18 protein-coding genes are annotated in these 19,059 nt (G+C 54.4%); 4 read left to right on the top strand and 14 right to left on the bottom strand.

Annotated elements, in window-relative coordinates; genetic code table 11:
- Positions 1-71 precede the first annotated feature (71 nt).
- From accD to HGO41_RS01650, 6 genes are all read right to left on the bottom strand, one after another.
- Entirely contained in the window at positions 72-986 is a 915-nt protein-coding gene (gene accD, locus HGO41_RS01675; RefSeq protein ID WP_250980709.1) for an acetyl-CoA carboxylase, carboxyltransferase subunit beta, read from the bottom strand.
- 262 nt (positions 987-1,248) lie between these two features.
- Positions 1,249-1,917 (bottom strand): DedA family protein, encoded by a 669-nt coding sequence (locus HGO41_RS01670; protein WP_013574557.1) that lies wholly within the window; start codon positions 1,915-1,917, stop codon positions 1,249-1,251.
- 59 nt (positions 1,918-1,976) lie between these two features.
- Positions 1,977-2,807: a tRNA pseudouridine(38-40) synthase TruA gene (gene truA / locus HGO41_RS01665; RefSeq protein WP_013574556.1), complete on the bottom strand. Its 831-nt coding sequence runs from the start codon at positions 2,805-2,807 to the stop codon at positions 1,977-1,979.
- Positions 2,808-2,809: 2 nt separating this feature from the next.
- Complete coding sequence (locus tag HGO41_RS01660) at positions 2,810-3,820, bottom strand: aspartate-semialdehyde dehydrogenase (protein ID WP_013574555.1); 1,011 nt, start codon at positions 3,818-3,820, stop codon at positions 2,810-2,812.
- 111 nt (positions 3,821-3,931) lie between these two features.
- A complete protein-coding gene (pdxB, locus tag HGO41_RS01655; RefSeq protein WP_112151215.1) occupies positions 3,932-5,065 on the bottom strand; it encodes a 4-phosphoerythronate dehydrogenase PdxB in 1,134 nt (377 codons plus the stop codon).
- Positions 5,066-5,165: 100 nt separating this feature from the next.
- The gene (locus tag HGO41_RS01650; RefSeq protein WP_013574553.1) at positions 5,166-5,957 is read right to left on the bottom strand and encodes an AraC family transcriptional regulator; all 792 of its coding nucleotides are present in this window, start codon (positions 5,955-5,957) and stop codon (positions 5,166-5,168) included.
- 128 nt (positions 5,958-6,085) lie between these two features.
- Between HGO41_RS01650 and HGO41_RS01645 the strand changes: the two genes are divergently transcribed.
- Positions 6,086-6,982, top strand: a complete 897-nt coding sequence (locus HGO41_RS01645) for a DMT family transporter (protein ID WP_013574552.1) — start codon at positions 6,086-6,088, stop codon at positions 6,980-6,982.
- 254 nt (positions 6,983-7,236) lie between these two features.
- A complete protein-coding gene (gene flk / locus HGO41_RS01640) occupies positions 7,237-8,286 on the top strand; it encodes a flagella biosynthesis regulator Flk (protein ID WP_013574551.1) in 1,050 nt (349 codons plus the stop codon).
- Between the two features lie 18 nt (positions 8,287-8,304).
- On the opposite strand, the gene HGO41_RS01635 is transcribed toward flk, so the two are convergent.
- Positions 8,305-8,757: a rhodanese-like domain-containing protein gene (locus HGO41_RS01635; RefSeq protein WP_013574550.1), complete on the bottom strand. Its 453-nt coding sequence runs from the start codon at positions 8,755-8,757 to the stop codon at positions 8,305-8,307.
- Between the two features lie 100 nt (positions 8,758-8,857).
- Between HGO41_RS01635 and pdxR the strand changes: the two genes are divergently transcribed.
- Positions 8,858-10,345: a MocR-like pyridoxine biosynthesis transcription factor PdxR gene (pdxR, locus tag HGO41_RS01630; RefSeq protein WP_250980708.1), complete on the top strand. Its 1,488-nt coding sequence runs from the start codon at positions 8,858-8,860 to the stop codon at positions 10,343-10,345.
- On the opposite strand, the gene HGO41_RS01625 is transcribed toward pdxR, so the two are convergent.
- From HGO41_RS01625 to fabB, 4 genes are all read right to left on the bottom strand, one after another.
- Entirely contained in the window at positions 10,338-11,465 is a 1,128-nt protein-coding gene (locus HGO41_RS01625) for an SLC13 family permease (protein ID WP_217244226.1), read from the bottom strand. The genes pdxR and HGO41_RS01625 overlap by 8 nt on opposite strands.
- Before the next feature lie 17 nt (positions 11,466-11,482).
- Complete coding sequence (locus HGO41_RS01620) at positions 11,483-12,955, bottom strand: PepSY-associated TM helix domain-containing protein (RefSeq protein ID WP_250980707.1); 1,473 nt, start codon at positions 12,953-12,955, stop codon at positions 11,483-11,485.
- Between the two features lie 85 nt (positions 12,956-13,040).
- Positions 13,041-13,526: a DUF2946 domain-containing protein gene (locus HGO41_RS01615; RefSeq protein WP_112151220.1), complete on the bottom strand. Its 486-nt coding sequence runs from the start codon at positions 13,524-13,526 to the stop codon at positions 13,041-13,043.
- A 231-nt stretch (positions 13,527-13,757) separates the two neighbouring features.
- Positions 13,758-14,978 carry a beta-ketoacyl-ACP synthase I gene (fabB, locus tag HGO41_RS01610; RefSeq protein ID WP_013574545.1) on the bottom strand — a complete coding sequence of 407 codons (1,221 nt, stop codon included), beginning with the start codon at positions 14,976-14,978 and terminating at the stop codon, positions 13,758-13,760.
- Between the two features lie 169 nt (positions 14,979-15,147).
- Between fabB and mnmC the strand changes: the two genes are divergently transcribed.
- A complete protein-coding gene (mnmC, locus tag HGO41_RS01605) occupies positions 15,148-17,178 on the top strand; it encodes a bifunctional tRNA (5-methylaminomethyl-2-thiouridine)(34)-methyltransferase MnmC2/FAD-dependent 5-carboxymethylaminomethyl-2-thiouridine(34) oxidoreductase MnmC1 (RefSeq protein ID WP_166859994.1) in 2,031 nt (676 codons plus the stop codon).
- Between the two features lie 73 nt (positions 17,179-17,251).
- Here the strand turns inward: mnmC and HGO41_RS01600 are convergent, their stop codons facing one another.
- The 3 genes from HGO41_RS01600 to HGO41_RS01590 all read right to left on the bottom strand — a co-directional run bounded on the left by HGO41_RS01600 (position 17,252) and on the right by HGO41_RS01590 (position 19,015).
- Positions 17,252-17,530, bottom strand: a complete 279-nt coding sequence (locus HGO41_RS01600; RefSeq protein WP_013574543.1) for a YfcL family protein — start codon at positions 17,528-17,530, stop codon at positions 17,252-17,254.
- Between the two features lie 24 nt (positions 17,531-17,554).
- Positions 17,555-18,112, bottom strand: coding sequence for an elongation factor P hydroxylase (locus HGO41_RS01595; protein ID WP_013574542.1), 558 nt, complete (start codon positions 18,110-18,112; stop codon positions 17,555-17,557).
- A gap of 102 nt (positions 18,113-18,214) precedes the next feature.
- On the bottom strand, positions 18,215-19,015 hold the full coding sequence (locus HGO41_RS01590; protein ID WP_013574541.1) for a sulfite exporter TauE/SafE family protein: 801 nt from the start codon (positions 19,013-19,015) through the stop codon (positions 18,215-18,217).
- Positions 19,016-19,059: the final 44 nt, after the last annotated feature.

The raw sequence follows: 19,059 nt of genomic DNA, 5'->3' as shown, positions 1-19,059 counted from the left end.
CAGAAAAACAGTGTGGGCGGCACAACACGCGGTGGCCGCCCGAATAACTGACCGGCGTTTACCCTGTTCGATCAGGCATCCTGGTTGTCAGCGGCAGAACCGTTGACAGCAACATGGACGTCAGCCACTTTCGGCTCCGGTTGCCCGGTCAGTTTCGCCAGAACGCTGCCCAGTTTGGCGCGCATTTCCGGACGACGTACGATCATATCAATCGCACCTTTTTCGATCAGGAATTCACTGCGCTGGAAGCCCGGCGGCAGTTTTTCACGAACGGTTTGCTCGATAACACGTGGACCGGCAAAACCGATCAGCGCCTTCGGCTCCGCGACGTTAATGTCACCCAGCATTGCCAGACTGGCAGAAACACCGCCCATCGTAGGGTCAGTCAGTACAGAAATGTATGGCAGGCCACGTTCCTGTAACTTCGCCAGTGCTGCACTGGTTTTCGCCATCTGCATCAGCGACATCAGCGCTTCCTGCATACGGGCGCCGCCACTGGCAGAGAAACAGACCAGCGGGCAGTTATCTTCCAGTGCCTGCTCAACGGCACGCACAAAACGTGCCCCCACGACGGACGCCATTGAACCGCCCATGAAAGCAAATTCAAACGATGCGACCACGATTGGCATGCCAAACAGCGTACCTTTCATGACGACCATGGCGTCTTTTTCGTTGGTTTCTTTTTGTGCTGCAACCAGACGATCTTTGTATTTCTTGGAATCTTTAAACTTCAGAACATCTTTAGGCTCAAGCTCACTGCCTAACTCAATCTCACTGCCCTCGTCCATGAAAGTGGACAGACGCATACGCGCGGTAAGGCGCGTATGGTGGTCGCACTTAGGGCACACCATGAGATTGCGCTCAAGCTCGGCGCGGTAAAGGACCTGCCCGCAGCTGTCACATTTAGTCCAGACGCCCTCAGGAATACTTGCCTTACGGGTTTGCGAGTCAGTGCTCTTACTAAGAATTCGTTCAATCCAGCTCATCGATAACCTTTCTGTTTGAACCCGGCCGAAGCCAGTCCGCTGTTCATGCTGTAACAAGTCCCCTGAAACCTACCCAAAATCGCCTGTGTACGGGGTGATAAAAAACCTCACACACCGCGCCACAGAAGGGTTGTTCGCAGGAACAGACCATAAATTGTCGCTCATTAAACCATAACGGCCAGACACTGTGGATAAAAAACTGGTCCTACCCTCAGGTTTAATGCCTTAAATTTTAAAGCGCTTGCGTAAAAAACGTACGGAATTAATCCTGTTGACGCTTTTCTTTGGCCGCTGCGCGTTTGTGCCGCCAGATTTCAATCACACCCGGCAGGATGGAAACCACAATGATTGCCACGATCAGTAATTTCAGATTTTCCTGAACAATCGGCAGATCGCCGAAAAGGTAGCCAGCATAGGTAAATAACAGCACCCAAACCAGTGCACCAATCACGTTATACGCAGCGAAATGGCGGTAAGACATATGCCCCATACCGGCCACAAACGGTGCAAACGTGCGGACGATCGGCACGAAGCGCGCAAGAATAATCGTTTTGCCGCCATGTTTCTCGTAAAACTTATGCGTCTTGTCCAAATAACTGCGACGGAAAATCTTTGAATCAGGATTACTGAACAGACGTTCACCAAAGACCCGTCCGATAGTGTAGTTCACCGCATCGCCGAGTATCGCCGCAATCGCCATCAGGAACGCCATCAGATGAACGTTCATGTCGTTGCCCGGCAACGCCGCCAGCGCACCTGCTACGAACAATAATGAGTCACCCGGCAGGAAAGGTGTCACCACCAGACCGGTTTCGCAGAACAAAATCAGGAATAAAATGCCGTAAACCCAGATGCCATACTGCGCAACCAGCTCCGCTAAATGCACATCAATATGCAAAATAAAATCAATGACAAAGTGAATAAAACCCATTTGATTTTCCACCTCTTTCCGGTTTAACAGCCCATTTAAACAATCGCTTGATCCGTTCCTTAATCTTCGAGGAACAGGGGTCCCATATTCACCTGAGGCAGCGCAAATTTCTCAGGGTAATCCACGCAGACCAGATATAACCCTTCAGGCTTGCCCGTAGCTGCCGCAAGATTGCGATCTTTCGCTGCCAGTAGCTCCCCCATCCAGCCAACAGGCTGATTACCGGCACCGATTTCCACCAGGCTACCCACGATGTTGCGCACCATGTGATGAACAAACGCATTAGCCTTGATATCGACCACCACATAGCTGCCGTGACGGCTCACATTCACATGCATCACATAACGCCACGGCGTACGCGACTGGCACTGTGATGCACGAAAAGACGTGAAATCGTTCTCACCCAGCAACGCCTGACCGGCAAGCTGCATTTTTTCGACGTCGAGCGGCATGTGAACATGGGTCACGCCGGCATGCAAAATCGCTGAACGGTAACGGTTGTTATAAATAACGTATCGATACCGGCGGGCGGTGGCGCTGAAACGGGCATGAAAATCCTCGCCCACATTCGCACACCAGCGCACAGCGATATCTTTGGGCAAATGGGTATTCACCCCCATCGTCCACGCCGCGTCTTTGCGCAGCACCGGCGTGTCGAAATGCACCACCTGCCCCGTTGCGCTGACGCCTGCGTCTGTACGCCCGGCGCAAAACACGACGATCGGTGCATTGGCCACACGGCTCAGTGCTTTTTCCAGACACTCCTGCACGCTGGCGACGCCCTGCTGACGCTGCCAGCCAAAATAGGCACTGCCGTCATATTCAATGCCTAACGCCACACGTCCGGCAACCGGTGCGGTGCTGACGTCAGCGATCACTTCATCGGACATAATCAGTACCAGTACTCGTTAATCAGCTTCTCGGCAGTTTCCACCGCCATCAGTGCGCCGCCAAAACGGACGTTGTCAGCCACTGACCAGAATTGCAGTAACTCAGGAATGCCGTAGTCATTACGGATACAACCGATGCTCAGATTGGCATTACCGGACGCATCACTGACCTGCGTCGGGAAATCATCTTCATCGCTCAGATTAATATCATCAATGCGTTCGAGTTCGGCGCGCGCTTCTTCCGCTGACAGCGGACGCAAACCTTCCATATGAACCACCTGCGCGTGACCGTAAAACACCGGCGACTGTACGCAACTGACAGAAATCGGCAGCCCATCGTCCTGCAACACTTTGCGAACCTGATCCACCAGACGGCGTTCCTGACGCACACTGCCCTCTTCATCACTGACCAGCGGTAACAGGTTAAACGCCAGTTGTTTGCTGAAAATGCCTTCTTCTGCCGGAATGCCGTTCAGCAGACGGGCGCTTTGCCCGGCCAGATCGTCAACCGCGGCTTTGCCCAGCGCAGAAACGGAAAGCAAAGAAGTGACATGCAGACGCGACAAACCGGCCTGTTCGGTCAGTGGTTTGATAGCGGTCAGCAGTTGGCTGGTCAGGCTGTCGGCCACGGCCACGATATTGCGGTTGCGGTAATGAGACAGTGCGTCAGGGTTCACGCCCGGCACCACCAGAGGAATATCGTGTTCAAGAGAGAACAGGCCGCTGCTGTCGATGACCAGACAGCCCTGATTTGCCGCTTCTTCGGCATACAAGGCAGAAGCCTCAGAACCCGCAACAAAGAACGCCAGTTGGACCTGCGACCAGTCGAACTCAGATGCCTGTTGTACGCGCAGACTTTTGCCGTTAAAACGCACGGTCTTACCGGCGCTGCGTTCACTTGCCAGCGGGAAGAGCTCACCAACCGGGAACTGACGATCAGCCAATAATTCCAGTAACGCATCACCGACTGCGCCCGTTGCGCCAAGCAGCGCAATATTCCAGCCATCAGACATGTTGGTATTCTCCAGAAAATAAAAGTACAAAATACAAGGGGCGATGATGATCACCGCCCTGTTTGCAAACGTGTTATCGCACCACTCGCGGCGAAAAAACTTAAGGCCGTTTTAAGCAGTGGCTAACTGGCTGTTAAAGCCCAGTTTTTTCAACACACCGGCGGTCGCCGCATCGTCGCAAATCACCCGTAAAGATGACCACTCACGACGTTCTTCATAGAACTTACGCAGCTTGTCGAATTCGCCCGGTTTTCCGGCGACACGGCGCAAAGGCCGGTCATCGCGGCGCACATCATACACTAAGTGAATAAGACGCAGCAGTTTGGCTTCGCTCAGCGCGCCACTCAGCGTCACTTCGGCAAATTCAGGCGCAGGGAGTAATGATTCCGGCGGCACCGTTTGTGGCTGACCGATAAACTGACTGAATGCTTCGAACACCTGTGTGGTGCCGCGTGCTTTCCCTTCCAGGCTGTAACCGGCGATATGTGCCGTGCCGATAGCAACTTTATCCAGCAACGCTAACGACAAATCAGGTTCCGGTTCCCAGACATCCAGCACAGCCGTCAGTTTTTTGCTGCCATTCAGTGCGTCGAGCAGCGCGGCGTTATCCACCACCTCACCACGACAGGCGTTAATGAGGATCCGGTCAGCGGGCAGACGCGCCAGTAAATCCGCATCCACCAGATGATGTGTGGCATAAGGGCCGGACATATTCAGCGGCGTATGGAACGTCAGGATATCGGCTTCAGCGACCAGCTTCTCAAGCGGCCAGAATTCACCGGCATCACCCCGATCGGCTCGCGGCGGATCGCACAATAACGTGCGTACACCCAGCGCTTCAAGGCGGGTATTCAGACGTGAACCGACGTTACCGACACCAATGATCCCGACCGTTTTATCGCGCAGATGGAAACCGTCGCGCTGAGCAAGGATCAGCAAGGATGAGAAAACATATTCCACCACGGCAATGGCATTACAGCCGGGCGCGGCCGAGAAACCAATCCCTGCGCTGGCAAGCCATGCATCATCAACGTGATCGGTGCCCGCCGTGGCGGTACCCACAAATTTCACCGGTTTTCCCGCCAGCAAACTTTCGTTCACTTTGGTCACAGACCGCACCATCAACGCATCGGCATCATTCAGGGCATCTTGCGGGATAGGACGGCCAGGTACGGCCTGCACGTTCCCCAACCGGCTAAAAAGCTCGACGGCATACGGCATATTTTCATCAACCAGGATTTTCACGTTTGTCTCCGGCAGCATGGCCTAAAGAAAGAATAGAAAATAAAGAGGGCATTGATTTTGCCACGATACCGGGCCAGATCCCAACTTTCAGGGCACAGGTTTACCTGTCGTTACGAAAACGCTGCGGCGTGGTGCCGGAAACCTGCTGGAACATGGCGATAAATGCCGAAGACGAGCTGTAGCCCAGATCAAGCGCGACTTCCTGCACCGTTTTCCCCTGCTCCAGCAATGAGACCGAATGCAGGAAACGCAACCGCTGACGCCATTGGGCAAAACTCATCCCCAGTTCCTGCTGGCAACGCCGCGACAATGTTCGTTCGGTGGTATACACCTGCTTCGCCCATTGCGCCAGCGACGTATTATCCGCCGGGTTTTTCTCCAGTGCGCTCAGAACGGGGGCCAGTAATTTATTTTCCGATGTGGGTAAATAAGTGTTCTGACGGGGTGCCAGACTGATTTGATCCAATAAAACGCGGCACATACGCAGATCCGTTTCACTCTGCGGCTCGGTCATATTCCGTGAGAAACAGTCATCAGCAATGGCGTTAAAAATGGCCGTCGGCGTCAGCAGGCAAGGCCCGGCGGGCAGATGGGTATCCAGCTCAGGCGCGATATCAATGACGCAAAAACGCGTGGTTTTACGGTTATAGCTTGAATGCTCAACCCCTGCGGGCACCCAGATAGCGAATTCACGCGGGGCCAGATAACGCTGTCCCGCCACGCGCATGGCAAGAACGCCGGATTTCACGCAGATAATCTGGCTCCACGGATGTGAATGCTCAACATACTCAGAATTCCCCTCCACAATTTCCCCGCGAAAAAGCAGGGTCACCGGCATCTTCTCCGGTAACGGCGGGTAATATCGGGGCAAAGAAGTACGCGGCGCGGGCATAAATACCTTTTGTCTGTGAGCAACACGAGGATTGTCTGAATTACGCGATCAGTTGTCTGATTATCGTTATATATAACAAATAAGACAACCGTACACTGACGTGACGATTTACTCAGGAATAATATTCAATGAATGTGCTCTTTCCCCTGCTCGCCGTCCTGATCTGGTCGCTGAATGCTGTTGTCAGCAAAGCCTCGGCCAGCGCGATTGATCCTGCCGCCATTTCGTTCTACCGCTGGCTTCTGGCATTGCTGACGCTGACGCCTTTCGTTCTGCCCGGCATGCTGCGCAACCTTCAGGTGGTGAAACAATACGGGTGGAAACTGCTGATCCTCGGCCTGTTGGGCATGGTGCTGTATCAGAGTCTGGCTTACTACGCCGCACACAGCGTCAGCGCACTGTTTATGGGTATCCTGAATTCACTCATCCCGCTGCTGACCGTGCTGATTGGCCTGTTTGTGCTCAGTGTGGTCCCGACAGTGGGTGTGGCGCTGGGCAGTATTATTTCCCTCGGCGGTTTAGTCTGGCTGGTCAGTGCCGGGGATCCGGCGCAGTTGCTGCAACACGGCATCGGCACGGGCGAACTGATGATGTTTGCGGCTTCGGCCTCCTACGCGCTGTATGGCGTGCTCACCAAACGCTGGGCGATCCCGCTGCCGAACTGGCAGTCGTTGTATGTGCAGATCATTTTCGGCGTTTTATTGCTGCTGCCCAACTTCCTGCTCGCGAAGGATGTCAGCCTGACGGCACATAATATTCCGCTGGTGCTTTTCGCGGGGATCCCGGCGTCAATCATTGCGCCGTTTTTGTGGATCCAGGGTGTCATCCGTTTGGGTGCCAATAAAGCGTCGATTTTCATGAATCTGTCGCCGATTTTCACTGCGGTCATCGCCGTACTGTTTCTGCACGAACAGTTGCACAGCTACCATCTGATTGGCGGAGGTATCACGCTTGCCGGGGTCATTCTGGCACAGCGTTTGCGCAAGCCGCTGTTCACCCGTAGCGCGTCCGCGAAACAAAAATAAATTCTCTCAATCGTATGCCATCCTCACTGAAGAGGGTGGCGCCTTCCCTCCACTTTCTGCTTTCGCGCCCCGCCAGACGTTTTTAGCGGCTGTTTTAGGAAACAATATCCTGAAGAATCTTTCTCAGCCTGCTATTCACTGTGTCGATTAAAACACTTTGCAGGTATGATGAGGCGCTTCCGCGCTCTGCGCCGTGCTTTTTACTTATCATTGAGTTTAAGCGACGTTTTAAATTTCCAGCGAAGGACGGTGATATGCAACCTTTGAGCGGCCCGGGCATGCCGGTTGGCGACAACAGAACACAACCCCAGGGTCAGACCGTTCCGGCTAAAGCAGGTACTGAGCTGCCATTAACGCCGGTACAGCGCACCACGCTGGAAAAACTGATCGTCAAACTGATGGCACTGACGCCAATCAAATCTGCTGAGATCTGGGCCAATTTGCGCCACGATCTTGCGTTGCCTCACGGTGCAGAAATCACCTCGCAGCAGTTCCCGCAGGCCGAAGCGCTGTTGCAGGGAAAACTCTCGCAGGCGCAGGACAGCCATGCCTCGCGCCAGCTGATGCTGCAACTAACTGAGCTGCTGCCGCAGGGTAATAACCGGCAGGCGGTGAGCGATTTTATCCGCCAGAATTTCGGTCATACCGTACTGAGTCAACTGACGCATCCGCAGTTGCAACAGGTGCTGGATCTGATCCAGACCCGTCAGATGAATATCCCGCAGCCCCAGCAGACGCCGGTCACCGATCGTCCGTTGCTGCCTGCCGAACACAACAGCCTGCAACAGCTTGTCACCCGCCTCAGTGCAGCCACTGGCGAAGCCCCGGTGAAAGTCTGGCAGGAACTGTTTACGCTGGTTGGCGTGAAAGTGGGCGAACCTATACCGGCGAAGCATTTTCAGGTGCTCAGCCAGTTTATGCAGGTGAAAGCGTCACTGAGCCAGCAGACCACCGCACCGACGCTGACCACATTGCTGAGCGTGCTCAAGCAACCGGCCAGCACCCATGAAATTCATCAGCTAACGGAATACGCCGAAAACCGTTTCAGTGCGACGCTTTCCACGCCGCTGACGCAGGTTCAGGTCAGTGATCTGATTGGTGTGCTGTTCAGCCAGCGGGTTGACCGTTCTCCACGCGCCGATGATACAGACGATACATTCACCACCGTGACACGGACCGATCCTCAACCGATCATGAATCCGTTTATCGCGATGTTGCCGCCGTCCATGCAGGCGATGGGCGGCAAGCCGCTGTTGTTTATCGCGTTCGTGGTGGTCGTACTGCTGTTGTGGTTGCTGTTTTAATCCTGCAATAACGCCCTATCAACAACCGCAATCTGGCGGCATTTGTTCCCGTGAGTACTGTCCGCGTTCTTCACCTGGCGTAACCGGGTGCTGATCGCGGATCCAGAAATCCAGCCCGCCAATCATTTCCTTTACCCTGAATCCAAGTTTCGCCAGTTTATACGCGCCCTGCGTTGAACCGTTGCAGCCGATTCCGTCGCAATACGTCACGTACACCACGTCTTTGCTAAGTTCGCGGGTGCTTTCTGCTGTCATCAGTTTATGCGGAAAACTGACCGCGCCCGGCACATGGCCGCGTGCATAATGTTCAGCAGAACGGGTATCAATAACCACAATTGCGCTCACACCGTTTTGTAAATCCGCCGCGACATCGGCGGCATCAGTATAAAAACTCAGTTTCGACAACAAATACGCAGCACTGATTTCAGGTGACGGTGGTGCGAATCCCAAAACATAAGACTCTTGTTGCATAAACGCTTCCTCATTAAGTGATATGGCTGAAAACAGTTCCATCATCGCTGTTTTTGGTCTTATGATTAATGCCAATTTCAAGCCGATGATAAGACCCATTATGCCAGCACTGTCTCAGCCCTCTGCACTGATTACGCTTTTCGAAAACACAGCGACCAACGGTTCAGGCGCTGCGGCAGGTTTGCGTGACCGGCTGTGTGCTGCGTTGCGGCAGGCCATCAATTCCGGCGCGCTGGCTGGCGGAGAACGCTTGCCCTCTTCCCGCATTCTGGCCTGTGATCTGAAACTCTCACGGGTGACCGTGGAAGCCGCCTACGCGCAGGCAGAAGCGGAGGGTTATCTTCAGCGCCATACCGGCAAAGGCACCTTTGTCAGCCAGTCACTGCCCCGCGCTCCGTCCTCCCGAAACAGTAAAGTCATCCCACCGGGATTGGCGGGATTGTCAGCGCGCGGAGAGAAAATTGTCGCCACTGGCGGTTGTCGTGATCCGCAATCGCCCGTCGCCTTTGCAGCCGGTTCGCCTGATCTGCGCGCCTTCCCGCTGAAAATCTGGAAGCAAATCACCGCCAGACAACTGCGGACCCAGGGCGAACGTCTGCTGGGATATGGCGACCCGCAAGGGTATTTGCCGTTGCGCGAGGTGCTGGCCAGCTATCTTCAGCAGTCACGCGGGGTCATTTGCAGCGCTGAACACATCATGATCACCACCAGTTCTCAGCAGGCATTACAACTGCTGGCGATGCTGCTGATTGATCCGGCGGATAGGGTTTGGGTTGAGCAGCCGGGATATCCGGGCGCCCGCAACGCGTTTGCCAGTGCCGGAGCCGACATTTGCGCCATTGCGGTGGATGAACAGGGAATGGCACCGGAAGCTGATTCACCCGTGCCACGCCTTATGTACCTGACACCATCACACCATTACCCGACCGGTGTCAGCCTGAGTTTGTCACGCCGTTTACACCTGCTCGAATACGCGAAACGTCACAACAGCTGGATCATCGAAGATGATTATGACAGCGAACTGCATTACGACGGGCGGCCGCTTCCGGCCATGCAGGGGCTGGATAAACATCAGCGGGTTATTTATGTGGGGACGTTCTCGAAAGTTTTATTTCCGTCTTTGCGGCTGGCCTATGCCGTATTACCGCCTGCGCTGGTGGCGCAAATGGTGATGATGCGCACCGTGAATGACGGCCATTCTTCGCAACTGATGCAGGCCATCACGGCGGAATTTATGCAGGCCGGGCATTTCGCTTCACATCTGCGCTTGTCACGTCAGCTTTACCATAGCCGCCGTGATCATCTGCTGGCGCAAATTAAGCAAAAGATTGAATGGCTGACACCTCAGGTGGCAGCCGGAGGGCTACAGCTCGCTGCCCGCCTGCCTGCCGGGCAGGAACCGCATTTCAGCGCCCTTGCCGCACAGGCTGGCGTTGAGACGCCACGGCTTTCACCTTTGTTTACCGCCAGCGCCGGTGTAGTGACACAACATCAGGACGGCTGGCTGCTGGGGTTTTCAGCATTAACCCCCGCTGAAATCACCGCCGCCGTGAACCGTCTGGCTTCGCTGCAGGTGCCTGTCATTTAACAAACAGCGTCAGCAATAGCCAGCCCGTGATGCCGCTGAACAGCAGGAACGGGAAAGAGTAATAGTGAAACTGCAGCCAGATCTTTTTATCATTCGCCATGCGTAACGCGATGAGATTGGCCAGTGAGCCTATCGCCAGCCCGAAACCGCCGGCATTGACGGCATAAGCCAGCAGCGGCCCGGAAGGTAAATAGTTGATCATCAGGATCGTCGCAGGCACATTGCTGATCACCTGAGAAAGCCCGATGCTCAGCAGATAATGTCCGTAATCTGGCAAGCTATGAATGTGGGTAAACGCAGGCTGCAGGGCATTCAACCCGACCAGTAAACGCACATCGATAAACATCACGATAAACACCAGGATCAGCGGCCAGTCGATACGCAGCAGAACATTCCGCGCCAGCAATAAAAAGCACAGGATCACCGCCAGCAACCCATACAACGCCAGCCCCAGATCGACACAGGCAATAAACACCACGTAAAGGACGACGCAGCTTACCAGCAGACGCTTGCGGAAAGGGTATCCCTGATTGTTTTCAATCTTTTTCAGGCTATGCGACGGAAAACAAAACCAGGTCACCAGCAATAATGCAACCAGGGTTATCAGCGCCAGCGGTGCCATCTGCCCGATAAAATGCAGGAACGACTGACCGGATTTATTCCATAGCAGGATATTTTGCGGATTACCGATCGGCGTAAGCAGCGAACCGGCATTCACCGCCAGCGCTTCAAATATAATCAGCCGCGTCACCGGCAACGACGTCAGTTTCTTCAGCGTGATCGTCAGCGGAATCACGATGAACAGTGCGACGTCATTGGTCATAAACGTGGACAGCAGCGCCGCCGCAGTGACCAGAAACAGCGCCAGCCGCCGCTCATTGTCGATGGCGTTAATCATCTTACGGCCAACAAAATCAAAATAACCGCTGACCTCAACGCCCTTGGTCAGCATCAGCAAACCCAGCAAAGTGACGATCGTGTCCCAGTCCACAAACTGCGGGAACCGGCTGATTTTCTCCGGCTGGAACAGGGTCAGAATGACGCCAAGCAGGATTAACAGATGCAAAAATCTGTCACGTAAAAAAGGCTTCAATACAGAGCCAGATGCCGCCATCAACATGTTTTTTTCTTCTCTGATCAGAATGCGCTGACGTTACCCGAAGAATTTCGCCGCTGCCAGCGGATAACATCGATCAGCATAAAAATAAGTAAACTCGCGCCCATCACGGGTAATGAAATTGCCAGACCGAGCGTGATCACCAAAATCGGGCATTGCAGGCTGAACGGCACCGACTTCCAGGTTTGCAGCAGAGTAACAACCGGATGACTACCGTCATTGCTGACAGTTCTTCGCAGCCACCACAGGCGATATCCCCAGGCAATCATCACGCAAAGTCCGACACCAAAAATCACCAGGATGGCCTGATTCCAGACGCCGAACAGAATCCCCATATGTGCATCCACGCCCCAGCGGGTGAGTTTGGCGAGCAACGGGAAATCAGCAAAACGCACGTGATCGACAATCTGCATTGAACGGGGATCGACGGACACCGCATCCACCTGCGTCGGCCAGCGGCGATCAACTTCCGTCACCGTCCAGGCTTTCTCCGCACTATACGTTGGACGGATTTCAATCTTGTTCGCCGCAATGCCAGACTCACGCGCCGCCTGTACCACTGCATCAAAAGTCTGTGCAGAAACAGCGACGGCTTGCGGCACAGCAGGCATTTTATGCGCAGACATATCCATTCCCGGCATATCAGGCATGTCTGCCATCTGCGCATGATGTTCCGCATGTTCATCCGCAGGTGCAGCGACCGCCTGCGGATCCAGACTGGTTTTCACGGCAGGCGTCATCCAGCCCATATACGCGCGCAGCACACCGATATTGTCACCCGCCCATTGCGACCACGTCAGGCCGGTAGCGGAGAAGAACAGTAAGCCAGCCAGTAAACACAGGCCGAGCGAGCTGTGCCAGCGGCGGCTGTGCTGCTGTTTTTCCGCTTTCCCGCTGACCTTACGCAACTGGCGGGGTTGACGGCGGCCAGTGAACCAGAGCACGACGCCGCCCAATGCCGCTACCCACAACCAGGAGGCGGCAAGTTCGCTGTAAATACGCCCCGCATCACCGAGTAGTAAGCCGCGATGTAAATCATCCAGCCAGGTGCGGAACGGCAAAATGCCGCTGGTGCCGTACACCGTCATGTCCCCTTTCACCGCCAGCGTCACCGGATCGATGAAAATCGCCCGGCTTTTGGAGGCGCCCAGTTGCGGATCAGAAAACATGACCCGGGTGGTCTCACCGGCAGACGGAGCCGGTCTGACCGCATAAATCTGTCTATCCTGGCCGGTTACGTTTAGCGCCGCATCAATCTGTCGGGAAAGCGGCTGCGGTTCACCGTGTGAGGAGGTGAAGAGCGCATCAGAATAGAGATGATTTTCGAACTGAGGGGTCAGCACATACAACGTACCGGTGAGTGCCGCGACAAAAATAAACGGTCCGACGAACAGGCCAATGTAAAAATGCACGCGGCGCAGCAACGCCAGAAAGGCCACTCGTGCAGGCATTTTTTTACCCGCGCTGGCAGGCAGGTTTGCAGGTTGATTCATAAATCTGATTTCCTGAATTTCAAATAGCACGCCGTCAACAGCGATAACAATCGCAGTTAACTTGAAAAAATTGATTCAGAGGCAGTTACAGAAAAACAGGCGGTGCGCGGGGTTGGGAATCCGTGAAAAACAGAGAAGGGATAAGACGTTGTATAACAGCGCGCGGAGGGGCACGGCTGGAAAAATCCAGCGACCACAGCATCGGCATGGCCTGTAAATCGAGCATCGGTAAATGCACCAGCAGCACGCAATAACCGCAGGCAGCATCGCTCATTTCACCGGAAAGCATCGCTTTCACCGCATCCTGCGGCGCTGATTTACAGGCTTGCTTCTGACAATGTTCCATCGATGAGGCGTGATGGCCTGACATATTCATGTCAGCCATATCTGCATCCGGCATATCCATGTCCATATCGGACATCACCATGCCGGACATCATCATATGCTGCGCACCCTCAGCCACCAGCGATTTAGAAATCACCGGCGCAATAAACAACATCAGGATCGCCACTATCCCGAGCCAGGCCGGAACATGCAGATGTCGATGATGGATGTGTCTGAGTGAGAGCATTATGTCAACAAGGTGAAAATAAGAAGCGGCGAAATTGTACCTGAATTGTTGATAAACATATCCAAAATCATTCGAGTTGCATCAAGGCGGCGAGAGAATGAATCCTCAGGAGCTTACAAAAGTAAGTGACTGAGGTGAATGAACGAAGCCAACGCAGAGGCGGCCCGAAGGATGATGGATGTAAAAAAGCCCGCTCGGAAGCAGGCTTTTATTGACTGACTTAGCGACAGATTATTTGTCGTTTTTCAGCTTACGCATGACCAGCGTGGCATTGGTGCCACCGAAGCCGAAGCTGTTGGACATCACAGTCGTCAGCTCGCGCTGAGTGGGTTTAGTGATGATGTCCATGCCTTCTGCCTGCTCATCGAGGTTCTCGATGTTGATGCTTGGCGCGATGAAGCCGTATTCAGCCATCAGCAAGGTATAGATCGCTTCCTGAACGCCTGCGGCACCCAGCGAGTGACCGGTCATGGCTTTGGTAGAAGACAGTGCCGGGGTTTTATCGCCGAACACTTCACGGATAGCGCCCAGTTCTTTCACGTCGCCGACCGGGGTAGAAGTCCCGTGCACGTTCACGTAGTCGATTGGGGTATCCACGCCGTTCATTGCCATTTTCATGCAACGCACTGCGCCTTCACCAGATGGAGCCACCATGTCTGCGCCGTCAGACGTTGCGCCGTAGCCAACGATTTCTGCGTAAATGTGTGCGCCACGTGCCAGAGCGTGTTCCAGCTCTTCGACAACAACCATACCGCCGCCGCCTGCGATAACGAAACCGTCACGCGCTTTGTCGTAGGTACGGGAAGCTTTGTCTGGTGTTTCGTTGTAGCTGGTGGACAGTGCGCCCATCGCGTCGAATTCGCACGCCATTTCCCAGCACAGCTCTTCACCGCCACCGGCAAACACCACGTCCTGTTTGCCCAGCTGAATCATTTCTACCGCGTTACCGATGCAGTGTGCAGAGGTGGCACAGGCAGAACTGATGGAATAGTTAACACCACGAATTTTGAATGGGGTCGCAAGGCAGGCTGACACGCCGGAAGCCATCGCTTTGGTCACCATGTAAGGGCCAACGCCGCGCAGGCCTTTGGCACGCATACCGTCGGAGCCCGCAACCTGATTGCGCGGAGAACCGCCGCCGGAACCTGCAATCAGGCCGGTACGTTCGTTGGAAACCATTTCAGGGGTCAGACCGGAGTCTTCAATCGCCTGTTGCATGGAAAGGTAAGCGTAGATCGAGGCATCACTCATGAAACGCACAATCTTACGATCGATGAGGCCTGCGGTGTCTAATTTGACATCACCCCAGACGTGACTACGCATCCCGGCATCTTTCAGCTCTTGCGAGAAGGTGATCCCAGAGCGACCTTCCTGCAGAGATGCAAGAACTTCCTGCTTGTTGTTACCGATGCTCGAGATGATACCCAGGCCAGTAATCACTGCACGTTTCATTTAATACCTCTTGTACTATTCACCATTTGGGATTTCGTCACGCACTCTAGCGTACAGTTGTACGCCGAACAAGTCCGATCAGCAATTCCTTGTGTAAATCGTGGTAAATTTGCGCGGGTGCAAACGCAGCGTTAAACTCCGGCATCGCCTTGAACTGAGAGAGTTTCACGTGAGCCATAACCCGATCACGCCCGCTGAATTAAGCTGGAACGAACAGGGTACACCTGTTTCCCGACATTTTGATGACGTCTATTTTTCCAATCAGAACGGCCTGCTGGAAACGCGTCATGTTTTTCTCAATGGCAATCATTTTCCGGCGCGTTTTGCCGCTCACCCCCGCCAGTTGTGCATCATCGCCGAGACCGGTTTTGGCACCGGACTGAACTTTCTGTCGCTGTGGCAAGCCTTCGATGCGTTCCGCGAGGCGCACGCCGACGCTGTGCTGCAACGCCTGCATTTCATCAGCTACGAGAAATTCCCGCTGTCTGCCCATGATCTGGCGACAGCGCACACACAATGGCCCGAACTCGCCGCGTATTCCGCGCAGCTTTGCGAACAATGGCCGATGCCCTTTTCCGGCTGTCACCGGCTGCTGCTGGCGGACGGGCGCATCACGCTTGATCTGTGGTTCGGCGATGTGACTACCCTGCTTCCGGCATGTGACACCAGTATGAATCAGCAGGTCGACGCCTGGTTTCTCGACGGATTTGCACCTTCCAAAAACCCGGACATGTGGACGGAGGCGTTATTCCGTTCTATGGCGAAAATGACCCGCCCGCAGGGTACATTCGCCACTTTCACCGTGGCCGGTTTTGTCCGCCGCGGATTGCAGGACGCAGGTTTTGACATCAGCAAGGTGCCGGGATTCGGCGAAAAGCGGCATATGTTAGCCGGTGTGCTGCCGGCAAAAATTGATGTACCTCATCCCGCACCGTGGTATGTGCGCCCGGCGGCGAAAAATGCCACTGAATTCGCCCTTCTCGGCGGCGGCGTCGCCAGCGCCGTATTGTCGCTGGCGTTACTTCGCCGTGGCTTTGCGGTCACGCTGTATTGCGCCGATGAAAAACCGGCGCTCGGCGCTTCAGGTAACCGCCAGGGCGCGGTTTATCCGTTGCTCAATGGCCGCGGCGACACACTGGAAAACTTCTTTGCGCATGCCTTCACCTTCGCCCGCCGCCAGTATGCGCAGCTTGAAAAGCGGGATGTGCCTTTCGATCACGGCTGGAGTGGCGTCACGCAACTGGGTTATGACGAAAAAAGTCAGGGCAAAATTGACGGCATTCTCACAGGCGGCTGGCCGGAAGCACTGGCGAAAGGGCTGAGTGAAGAAGATGTGGAAGCGTTGTGCGGATTGCCATGCGGCAGCGGCGGCGTGACGTATCCGCTCGGCGCGTGGCTGTGTCCGGCAGAACTGACGGCTTCGCTGATTGCGCTGGCCGAAACGCAGGGCTTAACGGTGCATTATCGCCAGCGCGCGACCGCATTAAATTTTGACGCAGATTCGCAGTGGGCGCTGACCTTTGCCGATGGCCATGTTGCCCGTCATCAGGCGGTAGTCCTGGCGAACGGTGCGGACATTACAGATTTCAGCCAGACCGAAAAACTGCCGGTTTACGCGGTCAGCGGTCAGGTTTCGCATATTCCGACCACACCGGCGCTGAGCAAGCTTAAACAGGTGCTGTGTTACGACGGCTATATGACGCCGGTCAGCCCGCAGAATCAGCATCATTGTATTGGCGCAAGCTATCACCGCGCCGACAAATGCACGGATTACCGTGAAGACGATCAGCAGGAAAACCGCCAGCGTTTACTCAGCTGTTTGCCGGATCAGCAATGGCCGCATGACGTGGATGTGAGTGAAGGCGAAGCGCGAAACGGCGTGCGTTGCGCGACACGGGATCATCTGCCGATGATCGGCTCGGTGTCAGATTACGACGCATTGCTGGAAAGCTATAAAAAACTGGATCTGGATATTCAGCGTCATCGCCCGGTTGCAGAAGCGCCGGTGTATGAAAATCTGTTTCTGTTTGGCGCGCTCGGCTCACGCGGTCTGAGTTCCGCGCCGCTGGGTGCGGAAATTCTGGCGGCGCAGATTGCCGGTGAACCGCTGCCGCTCGACAGTGACACGCTGGCAGCACTGAACCCGAACCGGATGTGGGTCAGAAAACTGCTGAAAGGCCGCCCGGTCGAATCGCATTAACCAGCCCCTTCTCAGGCAATAAAAAAGCGCAGCCGGTTAATCCGTCGCTGCGCTTTTTTTTACTGAAAAGAGATTACTGAGGGAGAGATGCCTGATACAGATTTTCCCACATCCCCTGCACCAGAAGCTGATCGCGCGGCGACAGTTCACCGGCTTTGATGGCCTTGTCCAGACCGTCCTGAACACGGAGTTTCAACGCTTCGGCGGTGTGTTCACCGTTCTCTTCCGCTTCCGCCACCGCGACGGTCAGGTGGCCTCGCAGATAGCCACTGGCAAATAACTCATCGTCGCTGGCGCTTTCGACCATATCGTCGATTAGCGTTAAAATTCGCGTTTCAAATTCTGCGATCATTACTCTTCCTCTCGTGTTCAGTTCTTATTCGATCGGCTGCAATGCAGGGAAATCTGCAGGCGTCAACGGGGCCGTATTGTAAAACGATTGTAACGCTTTAATAAAGCGCGCCGGTCTTTCAGGGATACCCTGCTCCAGCATACGCAGCACTTCTTCGCGTACTTTGTTCTGGAAACCCACGCGGTCCGGCTCGCAATCGCCGCTGAGATTGTCACAGCTAACGTTGAAACGAAAACCTGCCGCCGCACAGAACAACCATTCGTAAGATTGTGGTTTGACTTCCACTTTCTCGAATTCACTTTGTGTTTGCGCATCGCGGCCATCCGGGCAATACCAGTAGCCGAAATCAACCCGTTTACGGCGCTCAGCACCGGCCACGCACCAGTGGGAAATTTCATGCATGCCGCTGGCGTAATAACCGTGTGCGAACACAATACGGTTAAACGGTTCTTGTTCATCAGCAGGCAGATAGATCGGTTCGTCGTCGCCTTTCACTAAGCGAACGTTGAATTCCTCAAAAAAGCAGGAATCAAAAATGTCGATCAGTTGATGATAGTTATGTGTTGCAGTCGAATCAGACATAATTGCAGTGAAACTCGTTAAAGTAAGATCAGGGGCGACAATATACCCCTGTTTAAACCCGTGTTTTCATGACTTCAGGCAAGCATTCTGCTGCTCCGGACATTATAAATGCAGGCTTAACCACTGATGAATTTCGGCACCATGATTGTCGTAAATCAGCTTGCAGCTCATCACCACGGAAACGATAACCACCATCGGGCGGATCATCTTCTGCCCCTTACTGAGCACCATACGTGCGCCCAGTCGTGCGCCGATAAACTGTCCGGCGGCCATGACAAATCCCAGCACCCAGATCACTTTGCCGCCCAGTATAAAGAAGATCAGCCCGCCCAGGTTTGAGGTGAAATTCAGGACTTTTGCATGTGCCGTGGCTTTTGCCAGATTAAACCCGCATAACGTCACAAAAGCCAGTGCGTAGAAAGACCCTGCGCCGGGGCCGAAAAAGCCGTCGTAGAAACCCACGCAACCGCCGCCTACCAGTGCATACGGCAGAGCATTTAAGCGCCTTGCCCGGTCACTTTCACCCAGCCGTGGCGTCAGTAAAAAATACAAACCGATGCAGATGATCAGCAGCGGTAAAACCTGACGCAATATGTCGGCGCGCAGATGCTGGATAAGGATCGCGCCGATCACCGAACCGGTAAAGGTACAGGCAATGTTCAGCTTCTGATCGTTGAGATCCACCACGCCACGCCGCACAAAGTAAAGACTGGCAGAGAAAGATCCGCCGATCGATGACAGCTTATTGGTGGCAATGGCCTGCGCCGGTGACACACCTGCCGCCAGCAGCGCTGGCAGGCTGATCAGCCCGCCGCCACCTGCAATGGAATCAATGAAACCGGCAAACAGTGCAACGAAAAATAAAACAACCAAAACCCACGGGGCAACAATCAACCAGTCCATTTTTCTGTCAGCTCGCTATGCGTGGCGAAGGGTGAGTAAAACGT

The organism is Rahnella sp. CG8, from assembly GCF_023701875.1.
Taxonomy (GTDB): domain Bacteria; phylum Pseudomonadota; class Gammaproteobacteria; order Enterobacterales; family Enterobacteriaceae; genus Rahnella; species Rahnella aceris.
Note: the sequence above shows the minus strand (reverse complement) of the source record. Positions and strands in the feature narration are given on the sequence as shown.